Consider the following 22,520-nt stretch of genomic DNA (forward strand, 5'->3'; position numbering starts at 1 on the left):
ACAAAAAATCCAGCAAGCCCAATCCATCGATGCCAGACAGCAACACCGACCGGTACGATGTCGTAATCGCCGGTGCTGGCCCAGCAGGTGCACACTGTGCACGCGACGTGGCCACACGTGGCTACGACGTCGTCGTGTTCGAAGCAGAGTCCGAAGCCGAGTTTCCCCGTCAGAGCAACAAGTCTACTGGCGGGACGTTTCCAGCGATGTTGTCGTCGTTCGGGATTCCGGACGACGTCGTGATGAACTACACCGACAACGTCGTGTTCGAGTCGCCCACCGAACACTACACCCACTACCAACCGGGTGCCGTACTCGACTTCCCCGAGTTCAAGCGGTTCTTGGTCCGAGACGGGCAGAGTTCGGGTGCCGAGTACCGGTTCGACGCGCGCGTCAGTAAACCGGTATTCGAAGGCGGGGAAATCGTCGGTGTGGAGTACGGCGGCGGGCAGACGGTCTACGGTGACATCGTTATCGACGCAACGGGGCCTGCGGCCGTCCTGTCCCGCCAACTCGGAGTGAGCGGTCTCGAACGAGAGGCACAGGCCATCGGCATCGAATACGAGATGGAGGGCCTCACTCTCGCCCCCGACGGCTACGCCGACCTCGCCGACGCGATGATGCTCCGTCTCGACCACGACGTCGCTCCCGGCGGGTACTCGTGGATTTTCCACACTGGTGGCGATACCGCGAAGGTGGGCCTCTGTTACATCCAAAACGATGCGCACCGCGCCTACGCCACCGAGGGGATGCGTATCGACGGCTACCTCCAGCGCTGGCTCGAAACCGACCCTCGCTTCGAGAACGCCGAGCGAATCGCCGAGAGACACCACCGTGGGTCGGCCCACATCCAGCTACCGGACGCACTGAGTACGGACAACTTCATGGCGATTGGCGATACGGTGCCGACAGTCGACCCGGTCTGGGGAGAAGGAATCTACGCCTGCATGAAGTCCGGGCGCGCCGCGGCGACGACCGTCGACCACTGCTTCATCGCGAGTGATGTGGACACGTCGGCCGAGAACCTGGCGGCGTACGACGACCGCTGGCACACCGAGGTAGCCCCACAGATGCGAACCCGGCTGCTCATCAGCCGAGTCCTCTACAACGCGTCGAACGACCGCTACGACACCTTCATTCGAGATATGGAACGGTTGAGCGACGACGAGTTGCGTGCAGTGAACGCTGGAAACCCGCGGGCACTTGCAAAGCTCCTGCACGTCGACGACATTCCACTCCTCGTTCGGGTGTTGACCGAATCGAAAAGCTGGAACCCAACCAAGCTGACGAGCAGAGCGTTGAACCCGTCTTGAATCAACTTAGCCGCCCTTCTTTCGGTACCAGAACCGCTCGCCGACGGGAGACGCACCGTCCTCGATATCGAGTCTGCTGAGAAAGAGGTCTCGAATTGCGAGTGTGACGACCAACTCGACCGATTCGTTGGTGTCGTTTCGGGCGTGGACGACCCAGTGTCCGTCGCGCTCTTCGACTGCCTCGATGGTTCCTTCGGTCCATCGGTCGATGTCGTGTGTCGGTTCTCTCGCGTGGATTCGGTCGTGTGCCATCTATGGGAGGGCAGCCGCCGCCGTCTGTTCACCCAATCGCAGTGTCGTCACACGCATCGCAGACGAGTTGTCCTCGGCGGTCGCATTCTCATCACTCTCGTTCGTTTTCTGGATGACGTAGCGCTGGCCGACCATCGGGTCTAACAGGCTATCGACGGGTGCCCGGTCGTCTCGCAGGAGTGGCACGTCGTCTGTTGGCTCGGAGTTCCGGTACGACGAGACTTCTGCGGCGAGGTCGATACCGATGTCGCGCTGTTGATTCCGCATCTGCAACTCGTCGCGGGTCACGAGCGTCGACTCTTTGGTCGCCACGACTTCGATGTTCTGGACGACCACACTTCCCGCGGTGGGGAAACTGTACACCTGCGGGTACACCGCGTTCATCGTCTTGTACTCCGCGCGGTAGAACTGCGAGGCAGGCCCACTGGGTGCGGAGATAACGTTCGCAAAGAGGATACCATCCTCGTCGAGTCGCTCCGAGGTGAGGCGCATGAACTCCACCGTCGTCAGTTCGAACGGAACCTTGTCTTTCCGGTAGGCGTCGAGGACGATGAGGTCGTACGTCTGGTTGGTCTCGCGGAGATACTGCCGCCCGTCCATCGTGTAGATGTTGAGTCGGTCAGATTCCTCGACACCGAAGTACTGCTTGGAGACAGCTACCACTTCGGGGTCTATCTCCACCACGTCGACGGTGACGTTCGGATACATCTCCGTGAAGACTCGCGGACCGGTGAACCCGCCGCCGCCGACGAACAACACCCGGTCGATGTCGTCCGAAAGGAGGAACGGGACGTGGAAGTACGTCGTGTAGTCGAAGACGTGTCTCGTGGGGTCGTCGAGGTCCATCGCGCTGTGGGGTTGGCCGTCGAGGTAGAGGGTTCGCGTGTCCCCGGCGTCGACGACGCGGAGTTCCTGATACGCAGTCTGGGTGTGGTAGACCGTGGTACCGGCGCTATCGAGACCGACGCCGCCGGAGACTGTGGCGACGACGAGGAAGAGACTGACGGCGATACTCCAGTACGCCTCCTGCCGACTGATGTTCGGGCGGGCGAGGTGAACGGCCGTGCCGACGGAGATGACGCCTAAGACGAGCCCGATTTGGGGGACACTCAGCGACGGAATGAGGACGAAGGTGGTGGCGAACGCACCGACGATGCTCCCGACCGTCCCCACAGCGTAGACGTGTCCGGACGCCGCCCCGACGTCAGACCGACCAGATAACTCCGCCGCGTACGGACTGATGTAGCCGAGGAGGTACGTCGGCGGGCCGAACAGCAGGATTATCGCGGGGAGCGATGCGAATCTGCTCGGGAGCGGAAGGCCGGCCATCGACTGCAAGAAGAGGTCTCCGAAGAGGATGACGCCGGCGATGTACGTGGCAGTGGCGATGAACACACGAACGAGGCTGTCGTTCGACGCCTGCGTTGCCTGTTGGCCGCCGCGGTGGTACCCGAGACTCAACGCAGCGAGGAAGACGCCGATGATGCTCCCCCACGTGTAGATGCTGCTGCCGAACTCGGGGGCGATCATCCGACCGGCGAGAATCTCTAACCCCATGCTCGTGACGCCAGAGACGAACACGGCCAGTTCGGGCCGCGTCATTTTGAGGGGCGAGAAGGAGGGCGAAGAAGCCATACTGGTATCTGTGGGGCGAGAGAGTATTAAATCACGCAAGTGACACCTCTCGGCTGCGGAACGCTGTGACGGGCGGAGATTCTTATACTGGGAGGAGACCAGACACCTCGTGTCGTCTTGTGTCATCGCGTCTGACCTCGCCCACGCCGCCTACTGCCCGCGGCAACTCTACTACGCTCGCCGCGACGACGACAGAGCGCCACCCCCTACCGTCCACGAGATTCGTGACCTCGCCTTGGAGTATCCAACACTCCTCGCAGCCGACGACGGTGAACTGGCAGACCGTCCCTTGGCGACGACACCGACAGTGTACCGCGCTAATCTTCGTCGCATCCGTGAGCGAGATGACTGGGCAGCGCTGTCGAATCCCGACGCCCGCAACGTCCTTCTCACGGGGAAAGACTGTCGCGGCATCGCGCACAAACTCGTCGGCGACCCGCCGGTTCCGTCGCTCGTCTCACCGGGGACCCCACCCGAGCGTGGGGTGTGGGAACCGCAGCGGGTTCGTGTCGTCGCACTGGCGAAGGCGTTGTCGTGGGAACGCGAGGCCGCAGTCGAACAGGCGCTCGTCGAGTATCCTGCGGTCGGCGTCGTCCGAACCGTCCGTCTCACGACGCGAAACAAGGCGGCGTACCGACGAGCACTCCGAATCGCACGGGAACTGGACTTCGTCCCGCCGCGACTTCGCGACTCCGCGAAGTGTCGCGGGTGCACCTATCGAGAACAGTGTGGTGTGAAGACGCGGTCGTTACGGTCGCGCCTTGGATTCGGCTGAGGTTACGGTCGCACCTCAGATTCGGCTGAGGTTACGCCGTCTCTTCGAGCCACGCCTCGATTTCGTCTGCCATCGCGCCACGTCGATGGATGACGCCGCGACCGGGGTCGACGACGGTGCTCTCAGTTCCGGGCGTCGTCCCACCGTCGAGGACGACAGCGACTGCCTCGCGAATCTCGTCCGAGAGTTGCGACGGGTGAGTGATACTCCCGGTTCCGGAGCGGTTGGCACTGGTCGCAGTGACAGGCGTCTCCGCCGCACGGAAGAGTCGACGCGCGAGGTCGTGGTCGGGGACACGGACGCCGACGCGGTCGCGCCCGGCGACGAGCACGTCCGGCAGGCTCTCACGGCGTTCGACGACGACGGTTACGGGGCCGGGAAGGAAGCGACGCATGAACGCCTCTTCACGGTCGTCGGCGACGACGTAGTCGAGCGCCGAATCCACGTCTGGAAACCCTGCTGAGAGTGGTTTCGAGCGGTCTCTGCCTTTGATATCGAAGACACGTTCGACGGCCGCGGGGTCCGTAGCGTCCGCGCCCATCCCGTAGACAGTCTCCGTCGGATAGACTACGGCCTCACCGCGGCGGATAGCGGCGGCCGCCTCTGTCAGGTCGTCGTCGCTCATGACCGAGCAGACGAGAGTCGAGCGAAAAAGCGTGACGAAACGGGGGACGGCGAACGAAAACAGTGATTAGAGCGATTCGACGGCGTCGGCAATCTCGTCGTAGTCGGGGAAGTCCGGCCACTGGGCTGCGACCCACGCGTACTGGATTTCGCGGTCCTCGTCGAGGAGGAACACGGCGGGGCGGTGTTCGGTGATACCGGCCATGTCGTCGAGGTCGTTCTCGATGCCGTAGTCGGCCGCGACACCCGCCGCAGGGTCAGAGAAGAACCGCGCGTCGACCTCGCGTTCGGCGAGGAACGTCTTGTGCTCGTACGGCGACGAGATGGAGACACCGACAGACTGGACCGCTTCGGGGACGCCACGGTCACGAAGGTTGTTCCAGATGTACGTCGATGGGAACGCGCCGTCCATCGTGTGGAAGACGAGGAGGACGGGTCCCTCGTCGGTCAGGTCGGACAGCGAGGTGTCTTCCCAGAACTCTTCGTTGACGAGCGGTCGGGTGAAGTCCGGTGCCGTGTCGCCGACTTCCGGCGCGTCGTGTGGCGGGAGTTCGACCACGTCGAAGTCGACCATTATGCCACCTCCCCGTTTCCGTAGGTGTTTTCGAGGTAGTCGACGATGTTGGCCGATTCAGACATCGTGACGCCCGTGTTCTCGTCGACGAGGGCGGGAACGGTCCGTTTCCCGGAGACCCGCTTGACGACGTTTCGGTCGGAGTGCATCGGTTCGACGAACCGAGAGCGGTAGTCGAGACCCTGTTCGTCGAGGACGCGAACGACCCGCTCACAGTATGGACACGCCTGCAACCGATACAGCGTAATCGCCGGTTGGTCGTCGGACATGGACACCCATTGGGAAGAGACCCGCCTAAGCCCTTCGCTCGCGGGTATCCACGCCGCAATGACGTTCAGAGCCTCTGTTTCTCCACCGACCACGTTCGAGTCTGGCGGTGTTGCCGAGGGCAACTCTTAATTCCGGTGCCATGCAAGACTTTGTAGTTACATGGGTTTGCCGCCGCTACACTCACTTCCAGCCACGTTCCTCGCATCCCTACAGGTCTCGAACGTCCCGCTGGACGACACGACGATCACGGTCCTCGGCGTGGCCGCGATTCTCGTACTCATCGCACTCTCGGCATTCTTTTCTTCGTCCGAGATTGCGATGTTCTCACTGGCGAAGCACCGAGTCGATTCGCTCGTCGAGGATAACGTTCCGGGTGCAAAGCGCGTAAAGGCGCTCAAAGAGGACCCCCACCGGCTCCTCGTCACCATCCTCGTCGGCAACAACATCGTCAACATCGCGATGTCAGCGTTAGCGACGGGGCTCCTCGCAGTCCTCGACTTCTCGCCTGGACAGTCGGTCATCATCTCCACGCTGGGCATCACGACGCTCGTCTTGCTGTTCGGCGAGAGCGCACCGAAGTCCTACGCAGTCGAGAACACCGAGTCGTGGGCACTCAGAATCGCCCGCCCGCTGAAGTACGCCGAGTTGCTGCTGCTCCCACTCGTCGTCTTCTTCGACTACCTGACGCGGGCCGTCAACAGCATCACCGGCGGGCAGACCGCCATCGAGGCATCGTACATCACCCGCGACGAGATTCAGAACCTCATCGAGACGGGCGAGCGCGAGGGTGTCATCGAGGAAGAAGAACGCGAGATGCTCGACCGCATCTTCCGGTTCAACTCCACGATTGCGAAGGAGGTCATGACGCCGCGTCTCGACATGACGGCCGTCCCGAAGGACGCGACCATCGACGAAGCCATCGAGACCTGTGTGCAGGCCGACCACGAACGGGTCCCGGTGTACGACGGTAACCTCGACAACATCATCGGTATCGTCAACATCCGAAACCTCGTCCGCGAGCAGTACTACGGTGAACGCGGCGTGAGCCTCGCAGACATCGTCTCGCCGACGCTTCACGTCCCCGAGTCGAAGAACGTGGACGAACTCATGGCCGAGATGCAGGACACCCGGATGCAGATGGTCATCGTCATCGACGAGTTCGGGACCACCGAGGGGCTCATCACCCTCGAAGACATGGTCGAAGAAATCGTCGGCGACATCCTCGAAGGCGACGAAGAAGAGCCGTTCGAAGAGGTCGACGAAGACACCTTCCTCGTCCGCGGGGAGGTCAACATCGACGAGGTGAACGAGATGCTCGACATCGAACTCCCGGAGGGCGAGGAGTTCGAGACGCTCGCAGGGTTCATCTTCAACCGCGCCGGCCGTCTCGTCGAAGAAGGCGAGGAGATTACCTACGGCAACATCGTCATCCGCATCGAACAGGTGGACAACACGCGCATCATGAAAGCGCGCATTCGGACCAACGCGGGCATCGTCGACGAGGGAGACGACGAAGAAGAAGAAGCAGAAGTCGAGCCCGACACCTAAATCGACACCTCGTTTTTACCCGAGAAGCGTAAACGAGAGCAGTATCAACGCCAGCGAGATGAGCGTGAGCACGACCAACCCGCGTGAGTCTGCGGTGCCATCACTGAGTCGGTTCGCGCGCGCTCGGAACCGAATCGCCAAGAAGAATCCTCCGAGGCCGACTGTCCCGAAGGTGAATCCACGAATCGAGATGCCGGTCACGATCGCCATCGCGACGTGGTAAACCCCAAACCCTGCCCAGAGAGCAGCGACGAGGTTGGCAAGCGCTACACGGAGACCACGGACGTTCACGTAGGTAGTACGCTTGACACGAGCGTAAAGACGCCGTACGAGAGTCCGAACGCGAGGAGTAACGACCCAATCCACGCGAGGACAGTGTAGAGCATCTTCTGTTTGGAGACGCCAGCACCACCGGCCGCGAACCCGGAACCGATGATGGCGCTGACGATAATCTCGTTGAACGAGACGGGAACGCCCAGTGCGACGGCCGTCTGTGCGATTGCGAACGACGGAATCATCGCTGCAATCGAGCGACGCGGGCCGAGCGAGGAGTAGTCCTGTGCGAGGGCTTTAATCATGCGCGGGGCACCGGTCCACGACCCAGCGAGGAGTCCGAGCCCACCGCCGACGAGGACCGCAGTGAGTGGAATCGTCACGGCGTCGAGCAGGGGAACGAGCGGGCCGATTGCGAGGCCGACCTGCGACCCGCCAGCGGAGAACGCGACGAGGCCACCGAGAACGAGCAGGAACCGGCGCTGTCCACTGGTGGGGTCGGTTTGCATCCATCGGCCGACGACGCCGGCCGCGACGACGCCGACGAACAGGACGCTCACGACGAACCAGGCCGTCTCACCGAGCCCCATCCCGGCGAGTTCGATGGCCGACGCACGGGCAATCGACGTGGACGAACCGTCCGTGCCGAGAGCGGCGAACTCCATGTTTGCGACGAGGACGCCCACGATTCCTGCGAGGACCGGAACCGTCGACGTCTCGGGGAATCGCTCAGACCGGAGCGCGCGGGCGGTGGCGTACGATGCCCCACCGCCGATGAACGGTGTGAGAACCCACAGTGACACGATTTGTTGGTACTTCGCCCACGCGGGGTCGCCACCCATCGCGAGGCCGACGCCGACGACCGCACCGGTGACGGTGAACGCAGTCGCGATGGGATAGCCAGCGAAGACGCCGAGCGCGACGAGCACTGCTGCAGTGAGAAGTGCGATGACGGCCGCGGTCACAGTGAGCGTGACGCCGCCGATGAGTTCGGTCCCAACCGCGTTGGTAACGTTCGCACCCTGAAGGACGGCACCAGAGAATCCGAGGATGCCGACGATGAATCCGGCCCGCATCACCGAAATTGCGTTCGCACCGACTGCCGGGGCGAAGGGCGTCGACCCGGACGACCCGGCACCGATTGCCCACGCCATAAACAGACTGGCGAGTGCTGCGACACCGAGTGTTGCGAGCGTCCCAACCGCTACCACAGGAACACCTCCCGCGTTCGGTCCCAGATATTCGAGAGCATGCTAGCGGCGTCGGGCGTCGTCGTACCCCTCGCGCAGGCCCAAGAGGGTCCGTCGGACGAGGAGATACGCGAAGAAGACGAAGAGCAACATCACGATGAGCAACCCAGTGAACACTGGGTCTCCAGCGAGGAAGTCGACGATGCCGTCTACGACCAGAGGGTCGGCCATGTGCGAGGATTCCGAGGCCCCCGGGTATAGCCATTTCGGCGTCGGAACGTAACAGAACACCAACACTCATACGCAGAAGACGTGTACGGCGAATCGATGGCCGACCTCATCCCCTCCACCCCCGGAGACGCAGACGACGACCGGGACGACCGAGACCCACGGGTCATCGGCCTCGACAGCGACGAGGCCGACGACTTACTCGGTGCCATCTCCTCTTCGACCGCCCGGTCGGTCCTCGCATCCCTCCACGAGTCGCCAGCGACGCCCTCCGACCTCGCGACGGAGGTCGACACCTCGCTACAGAACGTCCAGTACCATCTCGGAAACCTCTCCGAGGCGGGACTCATCGAAGTGAAAGACACGCGCTACTCGGAGAAAGGGCGAGAGATGAACGTGTACGCACCCGCCGACCGCGCGCTCGTCGTCGTCGCCGGACGTGAAGACGACACGAGCGGCCTGAAGAGCGCACTCACCCGTCTCATCGGCGGTGTCGGCGTGCTCGGTATCGGCGGGGCCGTGGTGAACCGACTCGCGCGGACGGGTTCTGTCTTCCCGTTCGCGGCAACTGGTGGTGCAAGCGACGGTACAGCGAGCGGTGGCAGTGCGGAACGCGCTGATTCCGGTGGAGCCGGTGCCAGCGGCGGTGCTGGCGGTGCAAACGACTCGACGACTTCGGACGTGGCCGTCTCGTATGAAGGCGAAGACAGCGCGGTGAACCTCACTGGCGACCAACAGACGACTGTCGCGGACGCGACGACCACCTCCGACGGCGGTGGAGGGTACAGTATCGCAGAGGCGACGACCGAGTCCGCAGAGGCAACCCAAACCGCCGCCGAGGAAGCGACGAAGACAGTGACCGAAGCGGCCACCCAGACCGCCGCCGAGACGGCCACGTCGACGCCCGTTCCGGCGGCCGAACCGACCACGACGGCAGCGCAGACGGCCGCAGACGGGGCAGCCCAACTCACGAGTGGGTCCGTGGGTATCGCCGACACGCTCGGGTCGTTGTCACCGGGCGCACTGTTCTTCCTCGGGGGGCTGACCGTCCTCGTGGTGTGGGTCGCACTCGGCGTGGTACAAGACTAAAACATCCGTTTTAGCTTACGGTGCGTATTTCACCGGCGCTCTCTTAGAACTGGGTACGAGGCTACGTCTGGTCTACTGACGACGGGTGCTTTGCCCCTGCCCCCCGTTGCCATCCCCCGTCCGACGTGGCCTCGGAACGCCCACACAGGTCCTCCACCCTGTTTCCGCTGATTCTGCCGGCCCTCCACCGGACTCCCGTGGTCAGTTCCCGCCGGGCACCACACGGAACGTCTTGAACACGTCTCCATCGACTGTGACGAGTCGCCCGCGGAGGCCACCGTCCGGGAGTTCCTCGAATTCGGCGTGTGCCTGCCGGTTCCCTCGTGGTTGTGCGTGACTCCCCGGATTGATGAGCGGAATCGCACCCGTGCGGTCGAACGTCGGACGATGGCTGTGACCGAAGATGACGGCGTCAGCACCGCGTTCGCGACCGAACAGTGAGAGCGCAGTCCCGCCGCCACGGCGCGTGTGCGTCATCGCGAACTCCACGCCGCCGTAGGTGAAGTTCCGTGCCTCGGGGATTCGAGCGCGAATCTCCGGTCCGTCGTTGTTGCCGTAGACCGCGAGGAACTGCTCGGACTCGTCGATGAAGTCGTCGAGGACGGACTCGCGCATGAAGTCTCCCGCGTGGACGACGAGGTCTGCTTCTCGGACCGCCTTGAGCGTGCGACTCGTGAGGCGATGGCCGTCTGTACTGTGTGTGTCGGAGACGACGACGAGCATACCACGCCTATGGGTCGAAGACGTTGAAACCTACCGACTGCGAGCGGAGAGACGAGACACGCAGCCGGCCACAAACCCGATACATGTGTCTGTGGCGGAAAGTCTATCCACCCACGGGGAGTGGCCCACGACATGGCAGGCAGCACATCGGTCGTTATCGCGGCACTCTTCGCGAACGCGGCCATCGCCGTCCTCAAATTTCTTGGATTCCTCGCCACCGGAAGCCCGTCTATGCTCTCGGAGACCTACCACTCTATCTCCGACACTGGGAACCAGGTCTTTCTCCTCATCGGCATTCGGTACAGCAAGCGCGAGGAGACTCGCGCACATCCGTTCGGGTTCGGGAAAGCACAGTTCTTCTACTCGTTTCTCGTCTCTGTGATGCTCTTCGGCATCGCTGGGTGGGAGTCGGCAAAACACGGCTACGAGGCACTGATGCACCCGTCACACGGTGGTGGCGCAGAGAGTCTCTTGCTCTTCGGGATGGAGGTTCGCCCCGTCTACGTCAACGCCGCCATCCTGCTCGGTGCCATCGCGTTCGAGAGTTACGCCTTCGTGAAGGCGAACGAAGAACTGCAGCGACAGATTCAGGAGTACGAGTGGTCGGGGCTCGTCCAAGCGTTCCGTGAGACGAGCGACGTGACGACGCTGACAGCGTTCACCGAGGACACCGTCGCACTCGTCGGTGCGATGCTCGCACTGGTCGGCATCGGCCTCACCGAACTCACGGGGAACGAAGTGTACGACGCTGCGACAGCACTTCTCATCGGTATCCTCCTCATGGGCTTCGCCATCGCACTCGCGTGGGAGAACAAGCGACTCCTTCTCGGTGAGAGCGTCGCCACACGCGAAGAACAGGAACTCAAAGCGATCATTCGGAGTGACCCCAGCGTCGTCCACATCGACAAGTTCCGCGCCTCGTACGTCGGGCCGGAAAAACTGCTCGTCGCGCTCGACGTGAGTTTCGACCCCGACCTCGACACCGAAGAGATAGACGACCACATCACCGCCATCGAAGACAAACTTCGTGAGGCGGACGACCGGGTCCACTTCGTCTACATCGAACCCGAACTGTGAGACGACGCTCGCCGAACGGTCGCCGGTCGGGGACGTCCCGAACTACCGCGATTCGACCGCGTCGGCGACGAGCGAAACTGCTTCTTCGACGTCCGCTCGGGAGACGTTCAGATTCGTCGTAAAGCGGGTGTGATACTCGCCGAATGGACCGCCGAGGACGCCGACCTCGCCGCACAGGTCGACGAACTCCTCGGCAGTCAGTCCCGCGTGTTCGGAGTCCACGACGACGATGTTGGTATCGGGTGTCGGTACCGACAGTCCCTCCACGGCGTCGAGGCCTTCCGCGAGGAGGCGGGCGTTCTCGTGGTCGTCGGCCAATCGCTCGACGTTGTCGAGCGCGACGAGACCCGGTGCGGCGATGATGCCGGCCTGTCGCATGCCGCCGCCGAACTGCTTGCGGACGCGGGTCGCATCCTCGATGAACTCCTCGGGTCCTGCGAGAATCGAACCGACGGGCGCGCCGAGGCCCTTCGAGAGACAGAACATCACGGTATCGACGTTCTCGACCATCGCCGTCGGGTCTTCGTCGAGGGCGACACAGGCGTTGAACATGCGGGCACCGTCGAGGTGGACTGGGATGCCGAGGTCGTGCGCTGCCTCGGCCGCCGCGTCGATGTCTGCTTTCGGAATGGCGACGCCGCCGCGGGCGTTGTGTGTATTTTCGAGACACATGACGCCGGTGCCGGCGACGTGGAGGGACTCTTCTCGCGCGTGCTCGCGTACCTGTTCGGGCGTCGGCGCCGCGCGGTCACCGGCGTCGAAGGCCCGAACCTGCAGGCCCGACAGTTCGGCGAACCCGCCGACTTCCCACTTGTAGACGTGGGCTTCGGCGTCGACGAGTGCCTCCTGCCCGGGCGACGTGTGGACGCGGGCGGCGATTTGGTTCCCCATCGTCCCGGAGGGGACGAACAGGGCGGCCTCCTTGCCGACCATCTCGGCGGTACGGGTTTCGAGTTCGTTCACAGTCGGGTCGTCGCCGTACACGTCGTCGCCGACGTCGGCGTCGCGGGCGGCCACGCGCATCTCGTCAGAGGGGAGCGTAACCGTGTCACTTCGGAGGTCGATCATTGCGCGAAGAGACCGCACCGAGTGAGAAATAGTCGGTGGTTGTTTCGAGAGACGGTACCACGGTGGCAACATTTGCGCTTCGAAAGGTGTTTGCCCCGGGGGCACACACGACGCGGTATGGACCCACGCATCCGCGAACACGCCCAGACCATCGTCGACCACTCGACACGCGTCGAGGGGGGCGACAACGTCGTCGTCTCCGCACCTGCAGTCGCCGACGACCTCGTGACCGCTATCTGCGAACTCATCGGTGAGCGAGGTGCGTACGTCGTCACCACGAGTTCTGACCCACGGTTCATGCGTGCGTATCTCCGCGCGTCCGAGAAAGAGGAGTTCGAGACGCCCGAACACCAGCTCGCGCTCTTCGAGGAGTCGGACGTTCTCATCAACATCCGTGCCGAAACCAACGCCACCGAACAGAGTGACGTCGACCCCAAGACGAACGCCGCGTGGAGGCGCGCCTACAAGCCGATTCAAAAAGAGGCGCTCTCGAAGCGCTGGTGTCTCACACAGTACCCTGCGAAGGGGAGTGCCCAACTCGCCGGCATGAGCACCGAGGCGTACGAGAACTTCGTCTACGACGCCGTCAGCCTCGACTGGGAGAAACAGGCCGACCACCAACAGCAGATGGTCGACCTGATGAACGACGCCGACGAGGTCCGCATCACGTCGGGCGACGAGACGGACGTGACGATGAGCATCGCCGGCAACACCACCATCAACGACAAGGGCGAACACAACCTCCCCGGCGGCGAAGTGTTCACCGCGCCCGTCAAGGACTCCGTCGAGGGCGAGGTGTACTTCGACCTGCCACTGTACCGTCAGGGCCGTGAAATCACCGGCGTCCGCGTCACGTTCGAAGACGGGAAGGTCGTCGACTACTCCGCAGAGCGCAACGAGGAGGTTCTCGACGGCGTGTTCGACACCGACGAAGGTGCCCGCTTCCTCGGCGAACTCGGTATCGGCATGAACCGCAACATCGACCAGTTCACCTACAACATGCTCTTCGACGAGAAGATGGGCGACACCGTCCACATGGCCGTCGGCGCGGCGTACCCCGAGACGGTCGGCGACGACAACGAGGTCAACGAGAGCGCCGAACACGTGGACATGATTGTCGACATGTCCGAGGATTCGGTCATCGAACTCGACGGTGAAGTCGTACAGCGCAACGGTACGTTCGTGTTCGAAGACGACTTCTGAGGCTGGTTTTCCCTCCAACGTTTCCACAAAGTCCCTTCCAACGTTTCCACGAGCGAACACCGTGTGCGGGCGATAGGAGGCGTTAACTAGCTATTTCTCGCTGTTCAGCGTATCGAACAGTGGTGGAGAATCATAATGGCCAGAGTGGTACATTTCGACATCGGGGCGGACGACCCCGAACGAGCAATCTCGTTCTACAGCGAGGTCTTTGGATGGGAGTTCGAGAAGTGGGACGGCCCCATGGACTACTGGTTGGTGATGACGGGAGACCCCAACACACCCGGCATCGATGGTGGGCTCGCACCGCGTGACGGACCTGCGCCGGACGACGACACACCCACCGCAACCTACACCTGCACAATCGACGTGAACGACGTCGACAGTGTCGTCGAATCGGTCACCGAACACGGGGGACGTGTCGCAGACGACCCCCAAACGATTCCGGGAGTGGGCCGTCTCGCCTACTGTTACGATACTGAGGGGAATCGATTCGGTGTGATGGAGAGCGACGAGACTGCCGTCTGAGTTCGCCGCTGAGAGTTCCGATTTTCACAGTATCGCCCGTCAAAACGCCAGTGGAAAGCATCGCTTCACCTCTGGTTTTCGGACCTTCGATGTCGTTACGTCACCGGGTCTCCAGTCGAAACAGTACCCTTCAGAAAGACGGTCGATATGCTAGTGCCAATCCCGTCAGACAGACGTCGTACGAGGCGTGAAATTCTGGAATCTCCAGTCGAAACGGTGCCCTTCGCCCTATAGACAAGATTGTGACACATATTCACATGGCCACCAGACTTAACCGAGTCTCAAAGAGAGATTGCTTCGATGCCAGCGGTTCAGTGTAGAGCGTGTGGACGCGACGTGGCCGTTCACGAGATCGAGACGAGGACGCGAACGAATTCCACGGGGTTCGACACACGGTATCGGTGTCCCTACTGCCACACCGAGATGCGAGACGTGAAAACGCGAATCGTCTAATTTACGCGTCGATATCGAGTTCGAACTGCTCGTTTTCGGTGACGGCGTTGAGCACGACGGAGGTGTTGGACTCACGGATATCGACGTCGGTGAGCAACTTCTTAATCTGCGTGTTCATGCCGTCGGTGTCGCGGAACTTGCCGATGGCGATTATGTCGTAGTCACCGGTGACCTCGTAGACCGAAATCATCTGCTTTTCCTGCTGAAGACGCTCGGTGACGTCGCCGAGTGCCGACCCCTCGACTTTCAGTTGGATGACCGCGGTGACGTCGTAGCCGAGTGCGTCGTAGTTCACGCGTGGGGTGTACCCCTCGATGACCCCCTCGTCTTCGAGATCTCGGAGGTGATTCGAGACGGTCGTGACCGACACGTCGAGTTCTTCGGCGAGACTGCGCAGACTCGCGCGGCCATCTCCGAGTAGTGCGTTGATGAGTTTCGCGTCGAGGTTTTCGTACGTCATTACATTGTGAGTCCGTCCCGGGGCATTAGAATTTTACGAATATCCAATTCTGTGGGAAGATGCGGGGAATTGCATTAAGCGGAAAGGTCTTTATAGTTCGGGTGTTCGACTCGTGTGTCCAGGAAAATGACGGAAGAAAACGTACGCACTGACGGTGGCCTGAGCGCAGAAGCACAGGCAGTCGTCGACGAAATCGAAGAGAAGAATGTCGACTTCCTCCGCCTCCAGTTCACCGACATTCTCGGTACCGTAAAGAACGTCTCCGTCCCTGCCTCGCAGGCCGAAAAGGCGTTCACAGAAGGAATCTACTTCGACGGCTCGTCCATCGACGGCTTCGTCCGCATTCAGGAGTCGGACATGCGCCTCGAGCCCGACCCGTCCACGTTCGCCATCCTCCCATGGCGCCAGAAAGAAAACAGCGCAGCAGCCCGCCTCATCTGTGACGTGTTCAACACGTCCACCGGCGAGCCGTTCGAAGGCGACCCGCGTGGTGTCCTCAAGCGCGCAATCGAGCGTGCCGACGAGATGGGCTACGACATCAACGCCGCGCCCGAGCCGGAGTTCTTCCTGTTCGAAGAAGACGAGAACGGCCGCGCGACGACCGTCACGAACGACGCCGGTGGCTACTTCGACCTCGCGCCGAAGGACCTTGCCTCGGACGTCCGTCGTGACATCATCTATGGCCTCGAAAGCATGGGCTTCGACATCGAAGCGTCCCACCACGAGGTCGCCCAGGGCCAGCACGAGATCAACTTCACGTACGACGACGCTCTCTCGACGGCCGACAACGTCGCAACGTTCCGGTCTGTCGTCCGCGCTATCGCGGCCGAACACGACCTCCACGCGACGTTCATGCCCAAGCCAATCGCCCGCATCAACGGTTCGGGTATGCACACGCACATCTCGCTGTTCCAGAACGGCGAGAACGCGTTCCACGACGACGACGACGAGTTCAACCTGAGCGAGACGGCGAAGCAGTTCACCGCAGGTATCCTCGAACACGCACCGGCAGTCACCGCTGTGTGTGACCCGACGGTCAACTCCTACAAGCGCCTCGTCCCCGGCTACGAAGCACCGGTCTACATCGCGTGGTCCGACCGCAACCGCTCTGCGCTTATCCGTAAGCCGGCCGCCCGCACGCCGGCCGCCTCGCGTATCGAGGCTCGCTTCCCCGACCCGTCCTGTAACCCGTACCTCGCCCTCGCGGCACTCATCCACGCCGGTCTCGACGGCATCGAGCGCGGCCTCGAGTGCCCCGACCCGGTCCGCGAGAACATCTACGAGTTCGACGAGGAGAAGCGCGAAGAGTACGGCATCGAGACGCTCCCGAAGGACCTCGGCGCGGCAGTCGACGCCCTCGAAGAAGACGAAGTCATCCAGAACGCCCTCGGTGACCACGTCTACGACAAGTTCGTCGAAGCCAAGCGCGCGGAGTTCAAGGACTACCTCGTCTCCGTCTCCGAGTGGGAACTCGACCGCTACCTCGAGACGTTCTAAACGGTCTCGACCCACAGACACCACTTTTTGTTGCAGTCCGCACACCGTGAGCGACGGGACCGAGTGTGAGTCGCGAGAGCGAATGTCTGCGTCGCGAGAACGGATTTTTCAGTCACTGGAGTGAGACTGAGACGATGACAGTCTACGCGTCCCTCGCCGTCGTGGTGTTCGGCGTTGTACTGTTCGTCTTCGCGGAGGACATGCTGTTCGCACGTCGGTTTGGGCCGATTACGGAGGGCGCACGGTCCTCCGAGACCGGTGGCTACGCCTTCCGGTTTCTCGGAGTCATCTTCGTCGCAGTCGGCGTCGCGAAGCTTCTCGGGGTGTGAGCGAGGTCGAAAGAGATTCACAGCGGGACCAGGGCGCGACGACTGAACGGTGAACAACGAGCGGTGAACGGTAAAACGGCGAAACGACGAAACGAAGAAACGACGAGAACGTGTCAGTCCGCGCTCTGTGCAACCGAGTCGTCGGCGAATCGAACCTGCAATCGAGGAGCGACGAGGATGAACGCGACGACACCACCCGTCGCGAGAATCGTCACCGGAATCGGTGCGTCGAGCGCATCGGTGATACCCCAGAGGCCACCCGCCCCGAGGAACGAGACGAGTGCGACCGGTGGCGACAGTGTCGGAAGCGACTCGTGGTCGGTGATGCGAGACCAGCCGAGATAGCCGCCGAGTGACCCGCCGAGGGCAGCAGCAGCGTTTTCAGCGTGGTCCGGAGCACCCGTGGCGAGCACGACCGCGAGCGCCAGCGCAGCGAGAACCGCACCGAGTGCGAACAGGCGACGCGGGTCGAGGTGGCCGGGGGCGTCGTCCGCAGCGGCGACTGTGAAGATTCCCTTCAGAACGACGAGGCCGAGGAGCGTGCCGACCACGACGTCGACGCCGTAGTGGACACCGATGACGACGCGGGAGAGCGAGACGACCCCGATGATTGCCGCGGCAGCGACGACGCGACGCCGGCGGTCCCACACGTCGAGGATGACCGCGGCAGCACCGTAGACCATCGTCGTCCCGAGGGCGTGGCCGCTCGGGAAGCCGTAGCCATCGTCGGTCGTGAACGCGACGTAGAGGTCCGCGAGTGGGTCGGGCCACGCCGGTGCGGCGGCGATAGCAGCAGTCGGTGGGCGAGGGAGTGCGAACCCGGCTTTGAGTGCGGTGATGAGCCCAAGCGACACCAATGCGAGCGCGACGAACGAGGCGGCAGTCCGTCGCGGGCGCGCAGAGATTCGGGGCCAGCACAGCCAGTACAGCGAGGTGAAGGCGACGAAGAAGAACCACTGGCCACCGAGTTGCGTGACGAGGCCAAACACGAAGACGATGACCTCGGGGAGGTTCGTGAGAGCGGTCTCACCGAAGCCACGAGTCTGGAGCAGCATCATCGTTAGCTCCGACGTTCTCGAACGGCATCAACAGCGCGCCCGGGGACGCCCAGCACGTTCAGGCCGATGCCGAAGATGACGAACAGGACGTAGAGACCCAGCGTCGACAGGAAGATGATGAGCATCGCGATGACTGCGATGAGGTCCGACTGGAGGTAGTAGAACGCGCCGAGCGTGAGGACGACGCCGTAGAGGAGGACGAGATACGGCCCCCAGCCACGGGCTTTGCCGCGACGCATCTGGCGGCGGACGTACCGCTTCAGTTCAGATTCGAGTTGCGGTTTCTCGACGGTCCGTTCGGTCACGTCGGCCTCGAACGCGTCGAGGTCTGCACGGAGCTCTTCGACCTGCGATTCTAACTCCTCGATATCAGGAGCGCCGCGCGGGGAGACGGACGAACCAGCGCGTGATTCGTCGCTGGTGTCGTCGCCCGTCTGCGAGCCATCAGTGTCACCTCGTTCGTCGCTCATGTCCGTATGACCGTCATGTCGGACTCCCGTATGTTGTACCTGCCGGTCCACTCCGCCAACTCCCCCCCTACGGTCACCCGGTTCCGGAACCTCGCCATCGACGACGCCAGCGAGAACGGCGTTGATGACGGCGCCGGAGAGGAGCGTGATTCCCGAGAAGTAGAACCACGTCACGAGGAGCAAAATCGAACCCAGCGCACCCGCGACCGACGCGCCGGCGAAGCTCGCGTAGATACCGAACCCGATACCGAGAAGCGTCCACGCGACGGCCGCGAAGACCGTCCCCGGAACGACCTGTCTCGGCGTGAGTCCAACGTCTGGGAAGACGTAGTAGAGTGGGAAGAACGCCACACAGAGCGTGAGGAGCAAGATAATCGGGGAGATAAACTGGATGAATGGAAGGTCGATGAGCCCGAGAAGCGCAGTCACGACAGCGACGCCGATGGTTCCCACACCGATGCTGGCCAGTGAGATAATCGCGTCACGAAGTTGGTCGACGATGCCACCAGCCTCCGACCCGTAGATACGAGAGAACGCGATGTCGAGGCCACGAAAGAGTTTCAGCGCGCCCCACACCGTCAGTCCGAGACTCAACAGTCCGATGCTTCCCTGCCCAGTCTGGTCAGAGAGCGCCTCTTCGACGAGACCCTGTCCCGACGGGAGGAGATACTGGTTGATGAGGAGTTGGAGTTGCATCTCGAGGTCTTCGCCACCGATGGCAGTCGCCACGATAACACCCAAGACGAGCAGTGGAATGAGAGAGACGAGCGTGTAGTAGGAGATGCTCGCCGCGAGAAAGGTAATCTCCTTTTCGCGAATCGTGTCGACGACTGACCGACCGACGGGGACGAGATTACGAATCTGTGCGCTCACGTATCACTTCAACGACACCGGAGCAAAAGAAACTACCTCGAACTCACGCGCCCACAGGCGCACGCCACCTCAGGCTTCGGGGTCGAGGTGCGCAGTCGCCTCGCGAATCTCTGCGACAGTCGCGTCCGTCTTGAACGCGGTTCCGTGGTAGTGAGCAGGGGTCGCGTCGAATCCAGCGTCGCGGACGGCGTCGAGGAACTCCTCCATCTTCGATGCCGACCGGCCCCAGAGTTTGCAGAGGCGATGCTGGTCGAAGTGCGTCGGCGTGTCGAGTTCGACAGCGAGCGTGTCGAGCATCCGACGAGCGCGCTTCGCGCTCCCGAAGTCGTCGGTCACTTCGTCGCGGACGGACTCGACGAACTCCGCGTCCGAGATGGGGCCGAGCCAGATTGGACCAGCTTCGAGAATCCGCGTCGACCCACAGTTCGAACACTCCTCTGGCGGGTGAGCGATGAGCGAGTACTCTGCCTCGCGGTGGAGACAGTCTTCGCAGTGGTAAACGAACCCGGTCGATTCGAGGAGTTCGTCGGCTTTGGTCGCCCGTTCGTCGAGTTCGAGGTACGTTCGCGCGTAGTGGCGCGTCGCGTGCGAGAGAATCGGCACGGCCGCCTTGTCGTAGCGGGCAGCGGTTCGGACCATCGCCCCGACGAGGACACGAAGGCCCATCTCGGGGTGGTAGTCGGTGTTCTGCGGGACACACCCGTACTTGCGAATCCCGCTCTTCTGGTGGGCACCACAGAGCGGTGCGGTGTCCGTCGCGGTGACGCAAACGAGGTCGCGCGTGTTGGCGAACGCCGGGTCGGCGAATGGCATGGGCGTGCCGAAGGGGTCGAGGTCGACCACGTCGAACACGGAGTCGTACATGAGTGCGTTCGCGTTTCGGTGGACTGCCTCGCCACCGGTGCCGGCGGCGTCGAGGTTCGATTGGGCGAGTTCGACGGCGTCGGCGTCGAGGTCCGCACAGGTCACGTCGTAGCCCTCGGCGGCGGCGCGGACGCCACGGATTCCTGAGGCGGCCATCGCGTCGAGATACGACTCGGCGCGAGGTTCGCGCTCGCGGAAGGCGCGGAGGACGGCCACCGTGACGTCTCGGTTCAACTCCTGTGTCGGGTTGTAGAAGACGTCGTCGCCGGTCCCCTCGGACGCCCCGTCGCGGGCATCAGGCACCTCGATGTCGACGCCTCCCTCGCTCACGTGCATACCTCGCGTTCGCCCGCGCGGGGGGAAACCGATTGCGATGCGAGGGCGACTTGGCGCGACGCGGGGGCAACTCGGCGATGCCGACCCGACTCCCGCACCGAATGCGTTTTGTCCGGCACCCGCGAACTCGACGACGTGGACACGGTCGACGACTGGCGAGAAGCACTCTCTGAGGCAGGGAAACTCTCGCCGCCAATCGTGCAGGCCATCGCGGATGCCCACGGCGACAGAGGCATCAAGGCCATCGAGGCCGTCTCCGAGCGACGCGTGAAACGCTACCGCGACTTCGACGTCGTCGTCGGCTACGACGACGAGTACGTGGTCGAAGACCGCGGGTGTACGTGCAAAGACTCGATGTACAACCTCGACCCCGACGAGGGTGAACGCTGCTGGCACGTCATCGCCGTCGACGTGGCCGACGCCCTCGACGAAGTCGACTACCACGACATGTGGTACTCCGAAGTGCGCGAATTTCTGTGACCGAAATTCACTGGCGGGTGGGTTCTGTCGAACCCCCTGTTCGGTGAGAGACACACGACGCAGTCTGGCGAGTATTTGCTGGTCGGAGTCCATCTAGTACTGATGGACATCGACAATCTTCCGGGCGCTGACGACGTGGCCTCGATTGGCCCCGAGGCACTGTTAGACCGGATTGCCCGTGGCGACCGGGTTCCTGTCCTCGACGTGCGTTCGGTGCGGGAGTACGACACGTGGCGCATCGAGAGTGAGAGCGTCGATAGCCGAAACGTTCCGTACTACGAGTTTCTGATGGATGTCGACGACGAACTGCTCGCCCGGATTCCACCCAGTGACGACGAACTGGTCGTCGTCTGCGTGAAAGGCGGTGCGAGCGCGTACGTGGTAGGGCTCCTCGAAGCAGAAGGAATCGCAGCGGTGAACCTCGAGGGGGGACTGAACAGGTGGGCACAGGTCTACGACACCATCGAAGTCTCGCGCTTCGAGGGGTCGGGGACGCTCATCCAGTACCAACGCCCGTCCAGTGGCTGTTTGGCCTACATGGTTGTGAGCGACGGCGAAGCAGCAGTCGTCGACCCGTTACGAGCGTTTACCGACCGATATCTCGAAGACGTCGAAGCGTTGGGTGTGGAGTTGCGCTACGCCATCGACACCCACGTCCACGCCGACCACGTGAGCGGCGTGCGCGCCCTCGCCGCCCGAGGTGCGGAAGCCGTCATCCCGAAGCCGTCGGTGGCCCGCGGTGTCGAATACGACGTCGACTACACGACGGTTGCAGACGGCGACGTGCTGTCAGTTGGAGGGCTCTCGATTCGGGCGGTACACACACCGGGGCACACCTCGGGGATGACCTCGTACCTCGTCGACGAGCGCGTCATCTTGACAGGGGACAGCCTGTTTATCGAAAGCGTCGGCAGCCCCGACCCTGAGGGCGAGGGGAGTGCTGTTGCCGACGCAGTGGGCCTGCTGTACGATACGCTCGACCGACAGCTTCTGCGCTTCCCTGACGACGTGCTCGTCGCACCCGGACACTTCAGTGACGCTGCAGACCCTGCCACCGACGGCACCTACACCGCGACGCTCGGCGAACTCCGCGGCTGGATGCCGACTCTCGGCATGACCCGCGAGGCGTTCGTCGAGTCTCTTCTCTCGGACGACCCCCCTCGGCCGAGTAACTTCGAGGAAATTATCGACATCAATCTCGGCCGCACATCGGTGGACGACGACGAGGCGTTCGAACTCGAACTCGGGCCGAACAACTGCGCGGTCAGTGAGCACCCGCTGACGAGTGACTGACCGTATTTTCCGGAGGAAGGAGCAGAGTACGGCGGGAGAG

At 62.7% G+C, this 22,520-nt stretch carries 24 protein-coding genes and 1 pseudogene; 11 read left to right on the top strand and 14 right to left on the bottom strand.

Going from position 1 to position 22,520, the window contains the following annotated elements; all coding sequences use genetic code 11:
- Positions 1-29: 29 nt before the first annotated feature.
- Positions 30-1,313, top strand: a complete 1,284-nt coding sequence (locus GJR98_RS02200; RefSeq protein ID WP_151135024.1) for a digeranylgeranylglycerophospholipid reductase — start codon at positions 30-32, stop codon at positions 1,311-1,313.
- Between the two features lie 6 nt (positions 1,314-1,319).
- On the opposite strand, the gene GJR98_RS02205 is transcribed toward GJR98_RS02200, so the two are convergent.
- The gene (locus tag GJR98_RS02205) at positions 1,320-1,565 is read right to left on the bottom strand and encodes a DUF7861 family protein (RefSeq protein ID WP_151135026.1); all 246 of its coding nucleotides are present in this window, start codon (positions 1,563-1,565) and stop codon (positions 1,320-1,322) included.
- Entirely contained in the window at positions 1,566-3,200 is a 1,635-nt protein-coding gene (locus tag GJR98_RS02210) for a spermidine synthase (protein ID WP_151135028.1), read from the bottom strand.
- A 109-nt stretch (positions 3,201-3,309) separates the two neighbouring features.
- Between GJR98_RS02210 and GJR98_RS02215 the strand changes: the two genes are divergently transcribed.
- Positions 3,310-3,975, top strand: coding sequence for a CRISPR-associated protein Cas4 (locus tag GJR98_RS02215; RefSeq protein WP_151135030.1), 666 nt, complete (start codon positions 3,310-3,312; stop codon positions 3,973-3,975).
- A 31-nt stretch (positions 3,976-4,006) separates the two neighbouring features.
- On the opposite strand, the gene GJR98_RS02220 is transcribed toward GJR98_RS02215, so the two are convergent.
- The 3 genes from GJR98_RS02220 to GJR98_RS02230 form a co-directional block, all read right to left on the bottom strand.
- Positions 4,007-4,600, bottom strand: a complete 594-nt coding sequence (locus GJR98_RS02220) for an L-threonylcarbamoyladenylate synthase (protein ID WP_151135032.1) — start codon at positions 4,598-4,600, stop codon at positions 4,007-4,009.
- Positions 4,601-4,666: 66 nt separating this feature from the next.
- On the bottom strand, positions 4,667-5,173 hold the full coding sequence (locus tag GJR98_RS02225; RefSeq protein WP_151135034.1) for a redoxin domain-containing protein: 507 nt from the start codon (positions 5,171-5,173) through the stop codon (positions 4,667-4,669).
- Entirely contained in the window at positions 5,173-5,442 is a 270-nt protein-coding gene (locus tag GJR98_RS02230) for a glutathione S-transferase N-terminal domain-containing protein (protein WP_151135036.1), read from the bottom strand. The genes GJR98_RS02225 and GJR98_RS02230 overlap by 1 nt, the downstream gene beginning before the upstream one ends.
- Before the next feature lie 160 nt (positions 5,443-5,602).
- On the opposite strand from GJR98_RS02230, the gene GJR98_RS02235 reads away from it, so the two are divergent.
- Positions 5,603-6,991: a hemolysin family protein gene (locus tag GJR98_RS02235; protein WP_151135038.1), complete on the top strand. Its 1,389-nt coding sequence runs from the start codon at positions 5,603-5,605 to the stop codon at positions 6,989-6,991.
- 15 nt (positions 6,992-7,006) lie between these two features.
- Here GJR98_RS02235 and GJR98_RS02240 read toward each other — a convergent pair whose 3' ends face one another.
- From GJR98_RS02240 to GJR98_RS17400, 3 genes are read right to left on the bottom strand one after another with little or no spacing between them, the layout of a single operon-like run.
- A complete protein-coding gene (locus tag GJR98_RS02240) occupies positions 7,007-7,282 on the bottom strand; it encodes a hypothetical protein (protein ID WP_151135040.1) in 276 nt (91 codons plus the stop codon).
- Complete coding sequence (locus tag GJR98_RS02245) at positions 7,279-8,475, bottom strand: inorganic phosphate transporter (protein ID WP_151135042.1); 1,197 nt, start codon at positions 8,473-8,475, stop codon at positions 7,279-7,281. Before GJR98_RS02245 ends, GJR98_RS02240 begins: the two co-directional genes overlap by 4 nt.
- 42 nt (positions 8,476-8,517) lie before the next feature.
- Positions 8,518-8,685 (bottom strand): DUF7859 family protein, encoded by a 168-nt coding sequence (locus GJR98_RS17400; protein ID WP_191965405.1) that lies wholly within the window; start codon positions 8,683-8,685, stop codon positions 8,518-8,520.
- Between the two features lie 96 nt (positions 8,686-8,781).
- On the opposite strand from GJR98_RS17400, the gene GJR98_RS02250 reads away from it, so the two are divergent.
- A complete protein-coding gene (locus GJR98_RS02250; RefSeq protein ID WP_151135044.1) occupies positions 8,782-9,771 on the top strand; it encodes an ArsR/SmtB family transcription factor in 990 nt (329 codons plus the stop codon).
- A gap of 201 nt (positions 9,772-9,972) precedes the next feature.
- On the opposite strand, the gene GJR98_RS02255 is transcribed toward GJR98_RS02250, so the two are convergent.
- Positions 9,973-10,494, bottom strand: coding sequence for a metallophosphoesterase (locus GJR98_RS02255; protein ID WP_151135046.1), 522 nt, complete (start codon positions 10,492-10,494; stop codon positions 9,973-9,975).
- A 132-nt stretch (positions 10,495-10,626) separates the two neighbouring features.
- On the opposite strand from GJR98_RS02255, the gene GJR98_RS02260 reads away from it, so the two are divergent.
- Positions 10,627-11,571: a cation diffusion facilitator family transporter gene (locus GJR98_RS02260; RefSeq protein ID WP_151135048.1), complete on the top strand. Its 945-nt coding sequence runs from the start codon at positions 10,627-10,629 to the stop codon at positions 11,569-11,571.
- A gap of 42 nt (positions 11,572-11,613) precedes the next feature.
- On the opposite strand, the gene GJR98_RS02265 is transcribed toward GJR98_RS02260, so the two are convergent.
- Complete coding sequence (locus tag GJR98_RS02265; RefSeq protein WP_151135050.1) at positions 11,614-12,639, bottom strand: threonine aldolase family protein; 1,026 nt, start codon at positions 12,637-12,639, stop codon at positions 11,614-11,616.
- 117 nt (positions 12,640-12,756) lie between these two features.
- Here GJR98_RS02265 and GJR98_RS02270 point away from each other — a divergent pair, with 117 nt between their 5' ends.
- Both GJR98_RS02270 and GJR98_RS02275 read left to right on the top strand, forming a co-directional pair.
- Positions 12,757-13,842 (top strand): aminopeptidase, encoded by a 1,086-nt coding sequence (locus GJR98_RS02270; RefSeq protein WP_151135052.1) that lies wholly within the window; start codon positions 12,757-12,759, stop codon positions 13,840-13,842.
- Between the two features lie 135 nt (positions 13,843-13,977).
- A complete protein-coding gene (locus GJR98_RS02275; RefSeq protein WP_151135054.1) occupies positions 13,978-14,367 on the top strand; it encodes a VOC family protein in 390 nt (129 codons plus the stop codon).
- A 454-nt stretch (positions 14,368-14,821) separates the two neighbouring features.
- Here the strand turns inward: GJR98_RS02275 and lrp are convergent.
- A pseudogene (gene lrp / locus GJR98_RS02280) lies at positions 14,822-15,286 on the bottom strand (HTH-type transcriptional regulator Lrp); the annotation flags it as partial.
- A 120-nt stretch (positions 15,287-15,406) separates the two neighbouring features.
- Between lrp and glnA the strand changes: the two are divergent.
- Both glnA and GJR98_RS02290 read left to right on the top strand, forming a co-directional pair.
- A complete protein-coding gene (gene glnA / locus GJR98_RS02285) occupies positions 15,407-16,777 on the top strand; it encodes a type I glutamate--ammonia ligase (protein ID WP_151135058.1) in 1,371 nt (456 codons plus the stop codon).
- A 134-nt stretch (positions 16,778-16,911) separates the two neighbouring features.
- Entirely contained in the window at positions 16,912-17,106 is a 195-nt protein-coding gene (locus GJR98_RS02290; RefSeq protein ID WP_151135060.1) for a hypothetical protein, read from the top strand.
- 113 nt (positions 17,107-17,219) lie between these two features.
- Here the strand turns inward: GJR98_RS02290 and GJR98_RS02295 are convergent, their stop codons facing one another.
- From GJR98_RS02295 to GJR98_RS02305, 3 genes are all read right to left on the bottom strand, one after another.
- A complete protein-coding gene (locus tag GJR98_RS02295; RefSeq protein ID WP_151135062.1) occupies positions 17,220-18,164 on the bottom strand; it encodes a phosphatase PAP2 family protein in 945 nt (314 codons plus the stop codon).
- 2 nt (positions 18,165-18,166) lie between these two features.
- Positions 18,167-19,507, bottom strand: a complete 1,341-nt coding sequence (locus tag GJR98_RS02300; protein WP_151135064.1) for a YihY/virulence factor BrkB family protein — start codon at positions 19,505-19,507, stop codon at positions 18,167-18,169.
- Positions 19,508-19,576: 69 nt separating this feature from the next.
- Complete coding sequence (locus GJR98_RS02305) at positions 19,577-20,707, bottom strand: tRNA (guanine(26)-N(2))-dimethyltransferase (RefSeq protein ID WP_151135066.1); 1,131 nt, start codon at positions 20,705-20,707, stop codon at positions 19,577-19,579.
- A gap of 135 nt (positions 20,708-20,842) precedes the next feature.
- On the opposite strand from GJR98_RS02305, the gene GJR98_RS02310 reads away from it, so the two are divergent.
- A complete protein-coding gene (locus GJR98_RS02310; RefSeq protein WP_151135068.1) occupies positions 20,843-21,187 on the top strand; it encodes a metal-binding protein in 345 nt (114 codons plus the stop codon).
- Positions 21,188-21,289: 102 nt separating this feature from the next.
- Positions 21,290-22,480 carry an MBL fold metallo-hydrolase gene (locus GJR98_RS02315; protein WP_151135070.1) on the top strand — a complete coding sequence of 397 codons (1,191 nt, stop codon included), beginning with the start codon at positions 21,290-21,292 and terminating at the stop codon, positions 22,478-22,480.
- Positions 22,481-22,520: the final 40 nt, after the last annotated feature.

This window comes from Haloferax marinisediminis (genome assembly GCF_009674585.1).
In the GTDB taxonomy this organism is placed as follows: Archaea; Halobacteriota; Halobacteria; order Halobacteriales; family Haloferacaceae; genus Haloferax; species Haloferax marinisediminis.